The sequence below is a fragment of the Aureimonas sp. AU4 genome (genome assembly GCF_001463765.1).
Taxonomy (GTDB): domain Bacteria; phylum Pseudomonadota; class Alphaproteobacteria; order Rhizobiales; family Rhizobiaceae; genus Aureimonas.
The window spans coordinates 25,947-41,764 of sequence record NZ_BBWK01000043.1 but is presented as its reverse complement, the minus strand read 5'-3'; the positions used below and the strand labels follow the sequence as shown (position 1 = coordinate 41,764).

Below are 15,818 nucleotides of genomic sequence, written 5' to 3'. Positions count from 1 at the left end.
CCGCGCGCCGTCCCGTCCGGCGTCCGCGCGAGGCTTAACTGGAGCGGGCCGCGCCGCCGGCAGGGGCGCGCGCCCGCGATTATTTCCTAAGGGGCGCCCAAACGATTTCGTCAGGCGGCCATGGTCCCCCGGGCGGGCGCGGCACCCGCCGGCGCGGCGGCCTGCCCGACGCGCCCGTGCACGAGATCGTGGATGAAGCCGAGCTTGCCGATCACGGTGCGCGACAGGACGAACGGGTAGAGGTCGCTCAGCCCCATGGCCCGGTTCATCGAGTTCAGCGCCTGGCTGAGCGCGAGCCAGGCGTCCGCGATCTCCTCGATCGTGGTCGCCTCGTCGTAGACCTTGAAGTCGAGATCGGTGGTGAGGATGCCGTCGCGGTCAAGGCGCGGGTGGATCGTCATGCCGTAGGAGCCGCCGACCTCCAGCGTGTCGACGATATGGAGGTAGTGCGCCCAGGTTTCCGCAAAATCCTCCCAAGGGTGGGAGGCCGCATAGGATGAGACGTACTGCTCCTGCCAGCCGGACTTGGGGCCGTTGGCGTAATGCGCCTGGAGCGCCTGGCCGTAGTCGACCCGCTCGTCGCCGAAGAGGGCGCGGCATGCCTCCAGCGCCCCGCCGTCGCGCACCAGCATGTCCCAGTACCAGTGGCCGACCTCGTGCCGGAAATGGCCGAGCAGCGTGCGGTAGGGCTCGCCCATGGCGTTGCGCCGCGTTTCGCGCTCCACGTCGTCGGCCTCGGCCAGCGCCACGGTGACGATGCCCTCGTCGTGGCCGGTCATCACCTTGATGCCGGCCGCCGGGTCGTCGGCCAGGAACTTGAAGCCGAGGCCCTCGGGATGCTCGGCGCGCGTCCAGAGCGGCAGCTTGAGCCGCAGGAGCGTGTAGAACATGCGATGCTTGGCGGCCTCCATCTTTCCCCAGAGCGCTTGGTTGGCGGGGTCGGAGAGGTCGGGCACCATGAGGTTGTGCCGGTCGGCAAGGCACAGAAGGTCGGGGCTGTCGGCCGGAATTAGCCAGTTGCACACACCGTAGCGGTGGTTGTCGCAGTAGCGCCAGCGCTCCGCGCGCCGGCCGCCGCGCTCGATCGAGACGAAGGCGTCGCCGTCCGCCTCCAGCGCCAGCATGCGGTTGGAACGCGGCTCGTAGCCGAGCGCATGGCCGCAGCGCTCGCAGCGGATGTTGTCGAAGAACACGACCTGGTCGCAGGCCGGGCAGGAAAAGAGCTTCATGTCGGACACCCTCGGGTGCAGCGCGGAAAAACGGGAGATCCACCCGCTAACTGCGGGAGCGGGCCGGGGTTCCCGACACAACGCGGCTTCGCCCGATCGGGACCCGGTGCCCGTTTCGGCGGCATTCTTCGCCTCTGCGACGGTTGTGTGCGGCGCGGGAGAGGCTATGGTCCGGTCTCAGCCCCTCCGTGCCCTCAGCCGACGGATTCCATGCCGGTTCTCGCCGCCCTCCGCCACCTGACGCATTATCGCTACGACCGCCCGGTGCGGCTCGGGCCGCAGACGGTGCGCCTGCGCCCCGCGCCCCATTCGCGAACGCGCACGCCCGCCTACAGCCTCCGTGTCGAACCCGCCGGGCACTTCCTGAACTGGCAGCAGGACCCGTTCGGCAACTGGCTGGCGCGGCTCGTCTTTCCCGAGCCGGTGCGCGAGCTGCGCATCGAGGTCGACCTTCTCGCCGACATGACGGTCTACAACCCGTTCGACTTCTTCGTGGAGGACGCGGCCGAGACCTATCCCTTCGGCTACGACGCCGAGCTCGGCGCGGATCTGGCGCCCTATCTCGCCCATGACATGGCCGGGCCGCGTCTTCAGCGGTTTCTCGAGGGCGTCGACCGGACCCCGCGCCGCAGCGTCGACTTCCTGATCGATCTCAACCGGCGCGTGGCGAGCGAGATCGGCTATCTCATCCGCATGGAGCCCGGCGTCCAGACGCCCGAGGAGACGCTGGAAAAGCGTTCGGGCTCGTGCCGCGACTCCACCTGGCTCCTCGTGCAGGCGCTGCGCCATCTCGGCATCGCGGCGCGCTTCACCTCCGGCTACCTGATCCAGCTCAAACCCGACGTGGTGGCCCTCGACGGGCCGGCCGGCACGAGCCACGACTTCTGCGACCTTCACGCCTGGGCGGAAGCCTTCCTGCCGGGCGCGGGCTGGATCGGGCTCGACCCGACCTCGGGCCTTCTGACCGGCGAGAGCCACGTGCCGCTCGCCTCCACCCCGCACTACCGCTCGGCCGCGCCGATCGCGGGCGGCGTCGAGCCGGCCGAGACGACCTTCGACTTCGCCATGGAGGTCCAGCGCCTGCGCGAGGAGCCGCGCGTCACCAAGCCCTTCTCGGACGAGAGCTGGCAGGCGCTCGACGCGATGGGTCGAAAGGTGGACGCCGACCTCCAGCGCATGGACGTGCGCCTCACCATGGGCGGCGAGCCGACCTTCGTCTCGGTCGACGACTTCGAGGCACCCGAGTGGAACGCCGACGCGACGGGCCCCGCCAAGCGCGGGCTCGCCGACACGCTCCTGCGCCGGCTGCAGCAGCGCTTCGCGCCGGGCGGCTTCCTCCACCACGGCCAGGGCAAGTGGTATCCCGGCGAGACGCTGCCGCGCTGGACCTACTCGATCTACTGGCGGCGCGACGGCGAGCCGGTCTGGCGCGACCCCGCGCTGGTCGCCGGCGAGGCGCCGGCCGAAGACGCGCCGTCCGCGACCGTCGACGCCGCTCAGCACATCCTGGAGAGCGTCGCCGCGCGCCTCGGGCTCGATCCCGCCAACGCCCTGCCCGCCTTCGAGGACCCGACCTACTTCGTGGCGCGCGAGGCCAAGCTCCCGGTCAACGTCTCGCCCGCCGATTCCAAGCTGGAAGACCCCGAGGAGCGCCAGCGCCTCGCGCGCGTCTTCGACCGGGGACTCGGCCGGCCGGTCGGTGCGGTCTTGCCGGTGCAGCCCTGGCAGGCGGATGGCCGGCGCTGGCTGTCGGAGCGCTGGCGGACGCGGCGCGGCCACCTCTTCCTCGTGCCCGGCGACAGCGCGCTCGGCTATCGCCTGCCGCTCTCCTCGCTGCCGCACCTGCCGCCCGCGCTCTACCCCTACACCCACCCCGCCGACCCGCAGCAAAGCTTCCCGCCCCTGCCGCCCCGCGCCGCTCTGGGACAGACGCAGCCGCGCATCGACACGGCCGACGCCGGGCGCTGGCAGGCGCCCGTCACCGCCTCCGACACCGAGATCGCGGGCCATGTGCGCACCGCGCTCGCGGTCGAGCCGCGCGACGGGGTGCTTCACGTCTTCATGCCGCCGGTGGAGCGGGTCGAGGACTATCTGGAGCTTCTGGCGGCGGTGGAGGCGGCCGCTGCCGAGCATCGCCTGCCCCTTCGCATCGAGGGCTACGCGCCGCCCTTCGACCCGCGCCTCGACGTCATCCGCGTCGCGCCCGATCCCGGCGTCGTCGAGGTCAACGTCCATCCCGCGCACAGCTGGGACGAGGCGGTCGCGATCACCACCGGCGTCTACGAGGACGCGCGCCACTCGCGGCTCGGCACCGACAAGTTCATGGTGGACGGGCGGCACGCGGGAACCGGCGGCGGCAACCACGTCGTGCTCGGCGGCCGGACGCCCGCCGACTCGCCCTTCCTGCGCCGGCCCGACCTTCTGAAGTCGCTGATCCTCACCTGGCAGCGCCACCCCTCGCTGAGCTACCTCTTCTCGGGCCTCTTCGTCGGCCCGACGAGCCAGGCGCCGCGCGTCGACGAGGCGCGCCACGACGCGCTCTACGAGCTCGAGATCGCGATGGCGAACGTGCCGCCGCCCGGCGAGGGCGAGCCGCCCGCGCCCTGGCTGGTGGACCGCTTGTTCCGCAACCTTCTGGCCGACGTCACCGGAAACACGCACCGCTCCGAGATCTGCATCGACAAGCTCTACTCGCCGGACGGACCGACCGGGCGGCTCGGCCTCGTCGAGTTCCGCGGCTTCGAGATGCCGCCGCACGCGCGCATGAGCCTCGCCCAGCAGCTTCTCATCCGTGCGCTCGTCGCCAAGCTCTGGCGCGAACCCGCCTCGGGGCGGCTCGCGCGCTGGGGCACGCAGCTCCACGACCGCTTCATGCTGCCGGCCTTCGTCTGGGCGGACTTCCTCGACGTCCTCGCCGAGCTCGATGAGGCCGGCTATCCGCTGCGGCCCGAATGGTTCGAGGCGCAGGCCGAGTTCCGCTTTCCCTTCTGCGGCCGCGTCGCGCTCGAGGGCGGCGTCTCGCTGGAACTCAATCAGGCGCTGGAGCCCTGGCACGTCATGGGCGAGACCGGCGCCATCGGCGGCACGGTGCGCTTCGTCGACTCCTCGGTGGAGCGCCTCCAGGCCAAGCTCAACGGCTTCGATCCCTCGCGCCATCGGCTCACGTGCAACGGGCGCACCGTGCCGCTGACCGCGACCGGACGGGTCGGCGAGGCGGTGGGCGGCGTGCGCTTCAAGGCCTGGGCCCCGGCCTCCGGCCTCCACCCGACGATTCCCGTCCACGCCCCCCTCACCTTCGACCTTTACGACCTGTGGAACGGGCGCTCGCTCGGCGGCTGCCGCTACCACACGGCCCATCCCGGCGGGCGGGCCTACGACACGTTCCCGGTCAACGGCTACGAGGCCGAGGCGCGGCGCCTCGCCCGCTTCGAGGAGATCGGCCACACGGCCGGCGGCTTCGCGCCGCCGCCCGAGCTGCCCGATCCGAACTTTCCCCTGACGCTGGACCTGCGCCGGCCCGCCTCCCTTGCGCTCTGACCGCCTCGCCCGCACGCCCGCGGCGGGAAGCCCGCTTCTGGACGGCTACGTCCCGCCCCCCGGCACGCATGACGAGATGCGCGCCGATGGCGGGGGCGTGCGCCCGCACTACCGGGCGCTGATCGAGGCGCTGGGCGCCCTGTCGGCCGAGGAGCGCGAGCGGCGCCTCGGCTCGGCCGCGCAATACCTGCGCGAGGCCGGCGTCTTCTACCGGGCGGGCGGCGAGGGCGGCGAGCGGCAATGGCCGCTGGCGGTTCCGCCTCTCATCCTTTCGCCCGAGGAATGGCGCGGGCTGGAGCGCGACCTCAAGGCGCGCGCCGGCTTTCTGGAAGCGCTTCTGGCCGACCTCTACGGCGCGCGGCGCCTGATCCGCGAGGGCGTCCTGCCCGGCCGGCTCGTCGGCGCGAACCCCGAGTTCCTGCGCCCTCTGGCGAACCAGGCGTCGGGCGGGCGGCCTCTCCTCGGCTTCCTCGCGATCGACCTGCGCCGGGACGCGGCCGGGAGGTGGTGGGCCGTCGCCGACCGGACGCAGGCGCCGTCCGGCGCCGGCTTCGCCCTGGAGAACCGCGTTGCCACCGCGCGCGCCCTGCCCGATCTGGCGAAGGCGCATCGGCTGCGGCGCCTGGCCGGCTTCTTCACCCGCTTCCGCGAGACGCTGGACGCGCTGGGCGGCCGTCCGGAGGGGGGCGGGCGGCCCGGTCTCCTGACGCCCGGTCCCTCCAACGAGACCTATTTCGAACACAGCTATCTCGCCCGCTATCTCGGCCTCCAACTTCTGGAAGGCGGGGATCTCGCCGTTCATGGCGACGAGGCGCGGGTGCGCACCGTCGAGGGGCTGCGCCCGGTCTCGGTGCTCTGGCGGCGCCTCGACGCCGACTGGACCGATCCGCTGGAGCTGAAGTCGCGCTCGCGCCTCGGAACGCCGGGCCTGGTGCGCGCCGTTCGCGCGGGCAACCTCCATCTCGTCAACGCGCTCGGCTCGGGGCTGGCCGAGACGCCGGCCTTCGCCGCCTTCGAGGAGGCGATGGCGGTGGCGCTTCTGGGCGAGCCCCTCGCGCTCGCCTCGCCCGAGACGCTGTGGCTGGGCGAGCCGGCCGCGCGAGAGCGGGCGCGCGAGGCGGGCTGGCGGACGGTCGAGGGCTTTCCGGGCCGGGCCGAGGCGGCGGTCGAGGCAGCCGCCGGGGAGCGCTGGAGCGAGCTGGCCGCCCGGCGCGCTCCCGCCGCCTCCACGACGCCGGTCCTGGAGGGCGGGCGCCTCGTGCCGCGCGCCGTGACGCTGCGCGTCTTCCTCGCGCGCGGGCCGGGGGGCTGGGAGGTGATGCCGGGAGGCTTCGCGCGCGCGGCGCCCGGCGCCGGCTCCGACGTCGAGGCGATCGCGGCCGGCGGGCGCTCGCTCGACGTCTGGATCGCGGCGGAAGGAGAGGAGCGCCCCGTCACGCTGCTCGGGCCGCCCGCGGACGGCTTCCAGCGCCGCCTGCCCGGCTCCCTCCCCTCGCGCGCCGCCGACAACCTCTTCTGGCTCGGCCGTTCCGTGGAACGGCTGGAGGCGGCGGTGCGCCTGTGGCGCGCGGCCCTGGCCGCCGACGCGCCGTCCGGCAAGCTGGCCGAGACGCGCGCCGCGCTTCTCGTGCGCTCGGGCGTCGCCCAGGCCGGCGAGGACGCGGCCCTTGGCCTTCGGCAGCTCGCGCGCGGCGCCTACGACATCGCCTCGCGCATCCGCGACCGCTTCTCGCCCGACGGCTGGCGCGTCCTGCACGAGATCGTGGAGGTGCTCGACGAGGCCGTGGCAGGGCCGGGAGGGCGCGACGACGATGTCCTTGCCGATCGCCTTCTGACGCGCCTTGCCGGCTTCTCGGGCCTTGTCGGCGAGAACATGGTGCGCCTCTCGGGCTGGCGCTTCCTCCAGTGCGGCCGGCGCCTCGAGCGCGGGCTTCTGGCGGCCGAAATCGGCGCGGCCTTCCTGGCGGTCGAGGACGAGGGCGTGCTCGACGCCCTTCTCGACTATGCCGACAGCCGCATGACCTACCGGCGCCGCTTCTCGGTCGAGCTCTCGGCGCCGAGCGTCCTCGATCTCGTGGCGCTCGACCCGCTCAATCCCCGCTCTGTCGCCTACCAGGTCGAGGCCCTGCGCGAGCTTCTGGCGCAGATGCCGGGAAACCGTCCGGGCGAGAGCCTCGATCCGCCCTCGCGCCGCGCCGCGCGCCTCAAGGTCCGCCTCGAGACCGCGCTGCCGGGCGAGGTGAACGCCGCCTGGCTCGGGCGCGTCGCACGCGACCTTGCCGACATCTCCGATCTTCTCACCGAACGCTTCTTCGCCGCCGAGCCGGAGGGCGCCACGGAGCGCTGGGACGCCGAATGACGGTGCGCTACCGCATCCACCTCCATATCGGCTACGGCTATCGCGGCACGGTCAAGGACGCGCGCCATGTCCTGCGCGTCACCCCGCGCGAGGATGCCGGCCAGAGGGTAGAAAGCGCGCGCATCGACATCGCGCCGCGCCCCGCCGAGATCGAGACCGAGCCGGACTTCTTCGGCAACGCCACCGACCATCTCCTGATCCGCGAGCCGCACGCCGCGCTCGCCGTCGACGCCCGGCTCGTGGTCGCGGTCGACCGCCCGGCGCCCCGCCTCGGCGCGACGCCGGCCCTCGCGTCCTTGCGCGCGGCAGCGGGCGCCTCGCGCGAGAGCGAGGGCGAGGGGCCCGCTCATTTCCTGGGCGCGGGTCGTCTCGTTGAGCCCTCGCCCGCCGTCGGCCGCTACTTGAGCGAGGACCTCGACGCCGCGCGCCCCCTGGGCGAGACCCTTCTGGCCATGAGTCGCCGCATCCGCACGGAGTTCCGCTTCGCGCCGGGCGTTTCCAACGTCTCGACCCGGGTCGAGGAGACCTTCGAGCGCCGTGCCGGGGTATGCCAGGACTTCGCCCACCTCCTGATCGCGGGCCTGCGCGCGCTGGACATACCCGTGCGTTATGCCAGCGGCTTCCTGCGCACCCTCCCCCCGCCCGGCAAGCCGCGTCTGGCGGGCGCCGACGCCATGCATGCGTGGGTCGAGGTCTGGCTCGGCGAGGAGGCCGGCTGGATCGGTTTCGACCCGACCAACGCCTGCCTCGCGCTGGAGGACCATGTCCTCGTCGCGGTCGGGCGCGACTATGCCGACGTCGCGCCGATCGACGGCGTCCTGATGACCTCCGGCCCCCAGCGCACGCGCCACAGCGTCGACATGGTGGCGCTCGAGGAACCGGCCGCCGCCTGAAGGAGCAAGGAAGCGTTCACCACGAATCCTCATCCTCCCGATCGAAAGGGAACATTTTCCATTTCGCGTCCATGCTGGGGGCCTGACGAAGCGGGATCTGATTCATGTCGGGCGAGGTTCCGATCCTTTACTACCTGATCGTGGGAACGGCCACGATCGCGGGGGCGCTGACGCTTTGGGAGCGCCACGCCACCGAGACCCACCGCGCGCCGCTCGCCTGGTGGGCGACCGGCTATTTCATGATCGCCGCCGGCTGCATCCTGCGCATCGTGCCGAACGTCCCGCACGAGATCGTCGTCGGCTTGTCGAACGTGCTCGTGACCTGGGGTTACGGAGCCGTCATCACCGGCCAGTACCGCTTCCTCGGACGGGCCATGCCCCGGTTCCTGACGGCTGGCCTCATGGCCGCGACCGTCGTCTGGGTCGCGTTCGGCCAGTACCAGGCGATGAGCGAGCGGATCGTCACGACCTCGCTCGCGTCCGGCGCGATCTGCTGGATCGGTTGCGCGATCCTGGCGCGGTCCTGGTGGGAGTCGGACGGGGCGCTGCGCGCCCAGCGCCTGGCCTCGATCCTCATGGCCGTCCATGCCGGCTTCTTCACCGTGCGGGCGGGCGTGACGATGTTCAGCAGCGACGCGGTCACGATCTGGGGGCCGACCATGGCCGTGACCATGTTCGAAGGCGTCCTGTGGTCCTTCGCCGGCCCCGCGACGCTTCTGGCCATGGTGCGCGAGCAGCGCGAGAACCGGCACGAGGCCGCCTCCAGCACCGACTTCCTGACCGGCCTCGACAACCGCCGCGCCTTCTTCGGCAAGGGCGAGGCGCTCGTCTCGGGCGACCAGCCGGGCGCCCTTCTCGTCTTCGACCTCGACCATTTCAAGCGCATCAACGACACCTACGGCCACGGCGTGGGTGACGAGATGCTGCAGCTCTTCAGCCGCATCGCCCAGCGCGAGATGCGCGGCGTCGACGTTCTCGCCCGCCTGGGCGGCGAGGAGTTCGCGGCGCTCCTTCCGGGCCTCGACGCGGGCGAGGCGGAAGCCGTCGCCCGGCGCGTGGCGCGCACGCTCGAGGCGGCGGTTCTCGACAAGCCGGGCACAGCTCCCGTGCGCACGACGGTCAGCGTCGGCGTCGCCCTGTTCGAGCGGCACAGCGCAACGGGTCTGGGCGCGCTTCTGGCGGCCGCCGACCGCGCGCTCTACCGCGCCAAGCGCGAGGGCCGGAACCGGATCGAGCGCGCCGTGCCGCTCGCGGCCTGACGCGCCCCCTGTTTCCCGCTCAGGCGCTCGCCTCGTCGAGGCGGCGCATGTCGTCGCCCGACAGCGCCAGCGCGGCCGCGCGCGCCAGGCTCTCCAGTTGCTCGACGCTGGTCGCGCTGGCGATGGGGGCGGTCACGCCCGGCTTGTGCATGATCCAGGCGAGCGCGACCTCGGCCGGCTTCGCGCCGTGGCGCCCCGCCACCTCGTCGAGAGCGTCGAGGACACGGAGGCCCCGGGCGTCGAGATATTTCGACAGCCCCCCGCCGCGCTGGCTCTTCGAGAGGTCGGCCTGGCTCCGGTACTTGCCGGACAGGAAGCCCGAGGCGAGGCTGAAATAGGTGATGACGCCGATCTCCTCGGCGCGGCACAGGTCGAGGAGCGGACCTTCCAGGCTCGAGCGGGCGACGAGGTTGTATTCGGGCTGCAGCACGTCGTAGCGCGGCAGGCCGTTGGCGCGCGCGGCGTCCAGCGACGCCTTCAGCTGCTCGGCCGAAAAGTTCGAGCAGCCGATCGCCGCGATCTTTCCGGCGTCCTTCAGCCTGGCGAAGGCGGCGAGCGTCTCCTCATGAGGGGTCGTGTCGTCGGGCCAGTGCGAAAGGTAGAGGTCGATACGGTCGATCCCGAGTCGCGCCAGCGATCTCTCGGCCGCGCGCGGGATGTACTCTTCCTTCAGCGTCTTTCCCTCGCCGACGTCCGAGCCGACCTTGGTGATGACGACGACCCGATCGCGCTTGGCCGGGTCGCGCTTCAGCCAGCGGCCGATGATCGTCTCCGATTCGCCACCCTTGTTGCCGGGCGCCCAGGCGGAATAGACGTCGGCCGTGTCGATGGCGTTGAAGCCGTGGTCGACGAAGGCATCGAGAAGGCGAAACGAGGTCGCCTCGTCCGCCGTCCAGCCGAAGACGTTGCCGCCGAAGACGAGCGGCATGATGGAGAGGCCGGTGCGGCCGAGCGGTCGGGACTGCATCGCAGCCACTCCTTAGGCAGCCGAGGGCGCCTGGCCCGGCACGAGAACGATGGTCGAGAGCGGGGGCAGCGACAGGGACAGCGAGAAGGGCCGGCCGTTGGCGTGGACCTCCTCGGCCTGCGCGCCGCCCATGTTGCCGACGTTGGAGCCGCCGTAGATCTCGGCGTCCGTGTTCATCGCCTCCGCCCAGAAGCCGCCGTGCGGCACGCCGATGCGGTAGCCGTGGTGGACGTTGGGCGTGAAGTTGCAGACCACGAGCGCCGTGCCGCCGTTCCGATCCTTGCGCAGATAGGCCAGGACCGACTGCTCGACGTTCGACGTGTCGACCCATTCGAAGCCGTTCGGGTCGCAGTCGTTCTCGTGGAGCGCCGGCACCCCGCGATAAAGGGTGTTGAGGTCGCGCACGAGGCGCTGGACGCCGGAATGCTCGCGATACTGGAGAAGATGCCAGTCGAGCGACTGGTCGTGGTTCCACTCTTCCGACTGGCCGAACTCGCCGCCCATGAACAGGAGCTTCTTGCCCGGGTGGGTCCACATGAAGCCGTAGTAGGCGCGCAGGTTCGCGAACTTCTGCCACCAGTCGCCCGGCATCTTGCCGAGGATCGAGCCCTTTCCGTAGACGACCTCGTCGTGGGAGAGCGGCAGGACGAAGTTCTCCGAGTACGCATACACCATGCCGAAGGTCATGTGGTGCATGTGGTACTTCCGGTTGATCGGGTCCTCCTGCATGAAGTGCAGCGTGTCGTGCATCCAGCCCATGTTCCACTTGAAGTGGAAGCCGAGGCCGCCCGCGTAGGTCGGGCGCGACACGTTCGGGAAGGAGGTCGATTCCTCGGCGTGGGTCGTGGCGTTCGGGAAGAGGCCGCCGACCTTCTCGTTGGTCTCCTTCAGGAAGGCCATGGCCTCGAGATTCTCGCGCCCGCCGTAGATGTTGGGCTCCCACTCGCCGTGGTTCCGCGAGTAGTCGAGGTAGAGCATCGAGGCCACCGCATCGACGCGCAGTCCGTCGACGTGGAACTGGTCGAGCCAGTAGAGGCCATTGGCGACGAGGAAGTTCTTCACCTCGGTCCGCCCGTAGTCGTAGATCAGCGTGTTCCAGTCCTTGTGGAAGCCGCGCCGGGGGTCGGCATGCTCGTAGAGCGCGGTGCCGTCGAAGCGGCCGAGCCCGTGGACGTCGGTCGGGAAGTGGCCGGGCACCCAGTCGAGGAGGACGCCGATATCGGCCTGATGCAGCGCGTCGACGAGGCGCGCGAAGCCGGCCGGATCGCCGAAGCGGGCGGTGGGCGCGAAGAGGCCGATCGGCTGGTAGCCCCAGGAGCCGTAGAACGGGTGCTCGGAGACCGGCATGAACTCGACATGCGTGAAGCCCATTTCCTTTACATAAGGCACGAGCTCGCGCGCCAGCGTGTCGTAGTCGAGGAAGGTGTCGCCGTCGCCGCGCCGCCAGGAGCCGAGGTGCACCTCGTAGATCGAGACCGGCTTGGAGGCGTCCTGCCAGTCGGACGGCTTGGCCCGGAAGGCGGCATCCTTCCACTCGTGCTGGACGAGGCCGTCGACGATCGAGGCGGTGGAGGGCGCGAGCTCCTGCCGGAAGCCCACGGGATCGGCCTTCAGGGGCAGGATCTCGCCATGGGCGCCGATGATCTCGTACTTGTAGACCTCGCCGCGCTTCAGACCCGGGATAAAGATCTCGAAGACGCCGGCCTCGACACGCTTGCGGCAGACGTGGCGCCGCCCGTCCCACGAGTTGAAGTTGCCGACCACCGAGACGCGGCGGGCATCGGGCGCCCAGACCGCGAAGCTGACGCCCTCCACCCCGTCCATGATCGCGGGATGGGCGCCGAACTTTTCGTAGAGCCGGTAGTGCGTTCCCTCCGCCATGAGGTAGGCGTCGAAGTCGGAGATCACCGTGCCGAAGCGGTAGGTGTCCTCCTCCTGCCAGCTGTCGCCGCCATGGCGAAACAGGAAGCGATAGGCGCCCGCGTCGTGGGGGAGCGTGCCGGTGAAGAGGCCGGGCACCTCGCCCGCCTCCATGCGGCCGAGCGAGCGGCCGCGCTCGTCCACGAGCTCGGCCGCCTCGGCGCCCGGCCGGTAGGCGCGCACCACCCAGCCCTGCGCGTTGCGGTGGCGGCCGAGCACGGAAAACGGGTTCTCGTGCCGGCCGGCCGCGAGCGCGCGCGCCTCGTCGCCGTGCAGGCCGTGTTCGATGGGCGCGGGAACGCGGGTCTCGCTCATGAAAGGACCTGTCGCTTCTGGAGGAGGGAGACGATGCCGCGCAGGGGAATCGAGAGCCAGGCGGGGCGCATGGCCGCCTCGTAGCGCAGCTCGTAGAAGGCTTTCTGGAGAAGGAAGAGATCGAGCAGCCGCTGGTTCCCCTCGTCGGAGAGATCCACCCCGCTCGCCGCCTCCCATGCCTGGAGGAACGTCGCCACGGTCGCGTCGCGCCAGTTCTCGGCCATCTCGCGGATGCGCTCCAGCGTCGCCTCGTCGGCGGGGCCGACCCGGTCGCGCGCCGCGAAGGCCGCGTAGTCGTAGGAGCGCATCATGCCGGCGACGTCGCGCAGCGGCGAGGTCTTGGCGCGCCGCTCCTCGAGCGAGCGGCCCGGCTCGCCCTCGAAGTCCAGGATCACGATGTCGTTCAGCGACACCAGAAGCTGGCCGAGGTGGTAGTCGCCGTGGATGCGGGTGCGCAGCCCGGCCGCCGAAAGGTCGGCGAAGCCGGCGAACCAGCGGTCGATCGCCGCGCGAGCGTCCACGAGGCGGCGAACCTCCTCGCCTGTCGCACCCTCGACGGAGAGCCCTGCCAGGATATCGAGAACCTCGTGCGCCTCGCCTTGCGCCTCGCGCACCAGCGCCGCGACCGAGGCGGCATCGAAGGGCTCGGGATCGAAGGCCGGGTCGCCCGTGCGCGTGGCGAGCGCCGCGTGCATCTCGCCCGTGCGCCGCCCGATTGTCTCGCCGGGATCGAACTGGAGGATGAGCGGCATCTCGCCGTCGCTCCCCTCTTCCGTCGCCTCCGCCGACGCTTCCGTGCCGTAGGCGTTGTCGCGCAGATAGCGCGAGAGCGACTCCGTCACGCGCGTCCAGGCGTCGCCCTGGTTGACGATGCGCTCGAACAGCGCGGCGACCGCCGCGCGGCTGCCGTCGACGCGCTCCAGCTCCATCGAGGCCAGAAGCGCCGGCGCGGCGGTGAAGTCGGTGCGCTCGGTCAGGAAGCGCGTCACCTCCAGCTCGGGCTGCTCGCCGTCGCGAAGGCGGCGGTAGAACTTGAGGATTCCCGCGCTTCCCACCGCGATCGAGGTGTTGGACTGCTCGCCCGACAGGGGCGTGATCTCGTCCGGGGCGACCGCGGCGGCGGCCTGGAGCAGCTCGGCCTCGGCGCTCGACTTTTCGATGCGGATGCGCTGCTCGCCGAGTTCGATCGTGCCGCCCTTGGCCATGAGCTGGACCATGAGGTGGACGAAGCTCGTGTCGCGCGCGGCGTCGATCACCGCGCCGACATGGGCGCCGAGACGGATCTTGGCCAGCGTGAAGGGCAGCGTCGGGGCGTTGGCGTGAAGGTGCTCCTCGCCCCACTTGGCGGCGAGCGGGAGGAAGTAGCGCTGGTCGCCGCCCTCCGTGCGCACCACCGCCTCGCCGAGAAGGTGCTGGCGCGAGCCCGGGGTCGGCTGACCGGCGATCGCGTAGGTCACGCCGCCGATCTTCTCGGTGCGGCCCGCGAACCAGCGCTGGCGCCCGACGAAGCCGGGCAGCACGTTCTCGATCTCGCGCCGGTTGCGGCCCGGAATGGTCTCCTTGAGGTCGCCCGTGATCACGAGCGTCTGGAATTCCGGCAGAGGATCGGGGCTCGTCGAGGCCCGCACCGTGTCCTCGGTGCCGAGCGCGAACCAGTAGAAGCCGTAGGCCGGCATCGACAGGTTGTAGGGCGTCGCGCCGATCTTGGGGAAGGGCGAGAGGCCGAGCATCTCGACAGGCACCGAGCCCGCATAGGCGGAGAGGTCGAGTTCCACCGCCTGGGCCGAGCCCGACAGGTTGGCCACGCACAGGATGCGGTCGCCCTCGTGCTCTCTGATATAGGCGAGGATCTTGCGGTTCGACGGGTACAGGAACGAGATCGTGCCGCGCCCGAAGGCCTGGCGCGTGCCGCGCACCTGCACGAGGCGGCGCATCCAGGCAAGCTGCGAGGCGGGGTTGGCCGACTGCGCCTCGACGTTCACGGCCTGGAAGCCGTAGACCGGGTCCTGGATGGGCGGGAGGTAGAGGCGCTGCGGATCGGCCCGCGAGAAGCCGCCGTTGCGGTCGGCCGACCACTGCATGGGCGTCCGGACACCATCGCGGTCGCCGAGATAGTAGTTGTCGCCCATGCCGATCTCGTCGCCGTAGTAGAGGACGGGCGTGCCGGGCATGGACATGAGAAGGGCGTTGAGCAGTTCGACCTTGCGCCGGTCACCGCCCATCAGCGGCCCGAGGCGCCGCCGGATGCCGAGATTGATGCGCGCCCGCTTGTCGTTGGCATAGGTGGACCAGAGATAGTCGCGCTCCTCGGCGGTCACCATCTCGAGCGTCAGCTCGTCGTGGTTGCGCAGGAAGATCGCCCACTGGCAGTTGGACGGGATGTCGGGCGTCTGGCGCAGGATGTCGGTGATCGGGTGCCGATCCTCCTGCGCCAGCGCCATGTACATGCGCGGCATGAGCGGGAAGTGGAACGCCATGTGGCACTCGTCGCCCTCGCCGAAATAGGGACGCGTGTCCTCGGGCCACTGGTTGGCCTCGGCGAGCAGCATGCGGTCGGGATAATGCGCGTCGATCTCGGCACGGATCACCTTCAGGACGTCGTGCGTCTCGGGAAGGTTCTCGTTGTTGGTGCCCTCGCGCTCGACCAGATAGGGGATCGCGTCGAGCCTCAGGCCGTCCACGCCCTTGTCGAGCCAGAAGCGCATCGTCTTCAGCACCTCCTCGATCACGCGCGGGTTGTCGAAGTTGAGGTCGGGCTGGTGCGAGTAGAAGCGGTGCCAGAAGTACTGGCCCGCCACCGGGTCCCAGGTCCAGTTCGACGATTCCGTGTCGAGGAAGATGATGCGGGTCTGGTCGTAGCCCTTGTCGTCGTCGCGCCAGACGTAGAAGTCGCGCTCAGGCGACCCCTTGGGTGCGTTGCGCGCCGCCTGGAACCAGGGATGCTGGTCGCTCGTGTGGTTGATCACGAGCTCGGTGATGATCTTGAGGTCGCGCTTGTGCGCCTCCTCGACCAAGCGCTCGAAGTCCTCCATCGAGCCGTAGGACGGGTTGATCGTCTCGTAGTCCGAGATGTCGTAGCCGTCGTCGCGCAGCGGCGAGGGGTAGAAGGGCATGATCCAGATGGCGGTGACGCCGAGTTCCTTCACGTAGTCCAGCTTCGACAGGAGACCGGCGAAGTCGCCGATGCCGTCGTTGTTGGCGTCCATGAAGGTCTTGACGTGCAACTGGTAGATGACCGCGTCCTTGTACCAGTCGTTGGCGCTGCGGTCGGGCGTCGAGTCGGGCTCGGCGCTCTGGATCGGGGAGAGTTCGTTCATCGGGCGACTGCGAGAAGAGGAA

Annotated in this window: 8 protein-coding genes; 4 read left to right on the top strand and 4 right to left on the bottom strand. The window is 70.8% G+C overall.

The genetic code is table 11. From position 1 onward, the window contains the following. Nucleotides 1-110: 110 nt before the first annotated feature. Nucleotides 111-1,229 carry a putative zinc-binding metallopeptidase gene (locus AUL35_RS13460; protein WP_062015598.1) on the bottom strand — a complete coding sequence of 373 codons (1,119 nt, stop codon included), beginning with the start codon at nt 1,227-1,229 and terminating at the stop codon, nt 111-113. Nucleotides 1,230-1,439: 210 nt separating this feature from the next. Here AUL35_RS13460 and AUL35_RS13455 point away from each other — a divergent pair, with 210 nt between their 5' ends. The 4 genes from AUL35_RS13455 (at nt 1,440) to AUL35_RS13440 (ending at nt 9,277) form a co-directional block, all read left to right on the top strand. Beyond that, complete coding sequence (locus tag AUL35_RS13455; RefSeq protein ID WP_062015597.1) at nt 1,440-4,766, top strand: DUF2126 domain-containing protein; 3,327 nt, start codon at nt 1,440-1,442, stop codon at nt 4,764-4,766. After that, nucleotides 4,756-7,125, top strand: coding sequence for a circularly permuted type 2 ATP-grasp protein (locus AUL35_RS13450; protein ID WP_244493772.1), 2,370 nt, complete (start codon nt 4,756-4,758; stop codon nt 7,123-7,125). The genes AUL35_RS13455 and AUL35_RS13450 overlap by 11 nt, the downstream gene beginning before the upstream one ends. After that, the gene (locus AUL35_RS13445; protein WP_062015595.1) at nt 7,122-8,018 is read left to right on the top strand and encodes a transglutaminase family protein; all 897 of its coding nucleotides are present in this window, start codon (nt 7,122-7,124) and stop codon (nt 8,016-8,018) included. Before AUL35_RS13450 ends, AUL35_RS13445 begins: the two co-directional genes overlap by 4 nt. A 104-nt stretch (nt 8,019-8,122) precedes the next feature. Continuing rightward, nucleotides 8,123-9,277: a diguanylate cyclase gene (locus AUL35_RS13440; RefSeq protein ID WP_062015593.1), complete on the top strand. Its 1,155-nt coding sequence runs from the start codon at nt 8,123-8,125 to the stop codon at nt 9,275-9,277. Nucleotides 9,278-9,296: 19 nt separating this feature from the next. Here the strand turns inward: AUL35_RS13440 and AUL35_RS13435 are convergent, their stop codons facing one another. The 3 genes from AUL35_RS13435 to treS are packed head-to-tail and all read right to left on the bottom strand — an operon-like array spanning nt 9,297 to nt 15,796. After that, entirely contained in the window at nt 9,297-10,244 is a 948-nt protein-coding gene (locus AUL35_RS13435) for an aldo/keto reductase (protein ID WP_062015592.1), read from the bottom strand. 12 nt (nt 10,245-10,256) lie between these two features. After that, nucleotides 10,257-12,479 (bottom strand): 1,4-alpha-glucan branching protein GlgB, encoded by a 2,223-nt coding sequence (gene glgB, locus AUL35_RS13430; protein WP_062015590.1) that lies wholly within the window; start codon nt 12,477-12,479, stop codon nt 10,257-10,259. Next, complete coding sequence (gene treS / locus AUL35_RS13425; RefSeq protein ID WP_062015589.1) at nt 12,476-15,796, bottom strand: maltose alpha-D-glucosyltransferase; 3,321 nt, start codon at nt 15,794-15,796, stop codon at nt 12,476-12,478. The genes glgB and treS overlap by 4 nt, the downstream gene beginning before the upstream one ends. Between the last annotated feature and the right edge of the window lie 22 nt (nt 15,797-15,818).

Bases quoted from the DNA above. Each gene is read 5' to 3' on its own strand.
- AUL35_RS13440 (WP_062015593.1), top strand. From the start codon at position 8,123: ATGTCGGGCGAGGTTCCGATCCTTTACTACCTGATCGTGGGAACGGCC.
- AUL35_RS13445 (WP_062015595.1), top strand. From the start codon at position 7,122: ATGACGGTGCGCTACCGCATCCACCTCCATATCGGCTACGGCTATCGC.
- AUL35_RS13435 (WP_062015592.1), bottom strand. From the start codon at position 10,244: ATGCAGTCCCGACCGCTCGGCCGCACCGGCCTCTCCATCATGCCGCTC.
- glgB (WP_062015590.1), bottom strand. From the start codon at position 12,479: ATGAGCGAGACCCGCGTTCCCGCGCCCATCGAACACGGCCTGCACGGC.
- AUL35_RS13455 (WP_062015597.1), top strand. From the start codon at position 1,440: ATGCCGGTTCTCGCCGCCCTCCGCCACCTGACGCATTATCGCTACGAC.
- treS (WP_062015589.1), bottom strand. From the start codon at position 15,796: ATGAACGAACTCTCCCCGATCCAGAGCGCCGAGCCCGACTCGACGCCC.
- AUL35_RS13460 (WP_062015598.1), bottom strand. From the start codon at position 1,229: ATGAAGCTCTTTTCCTGCCCGGCCTGCGACCAGGTCGTGTTCTTCGAC.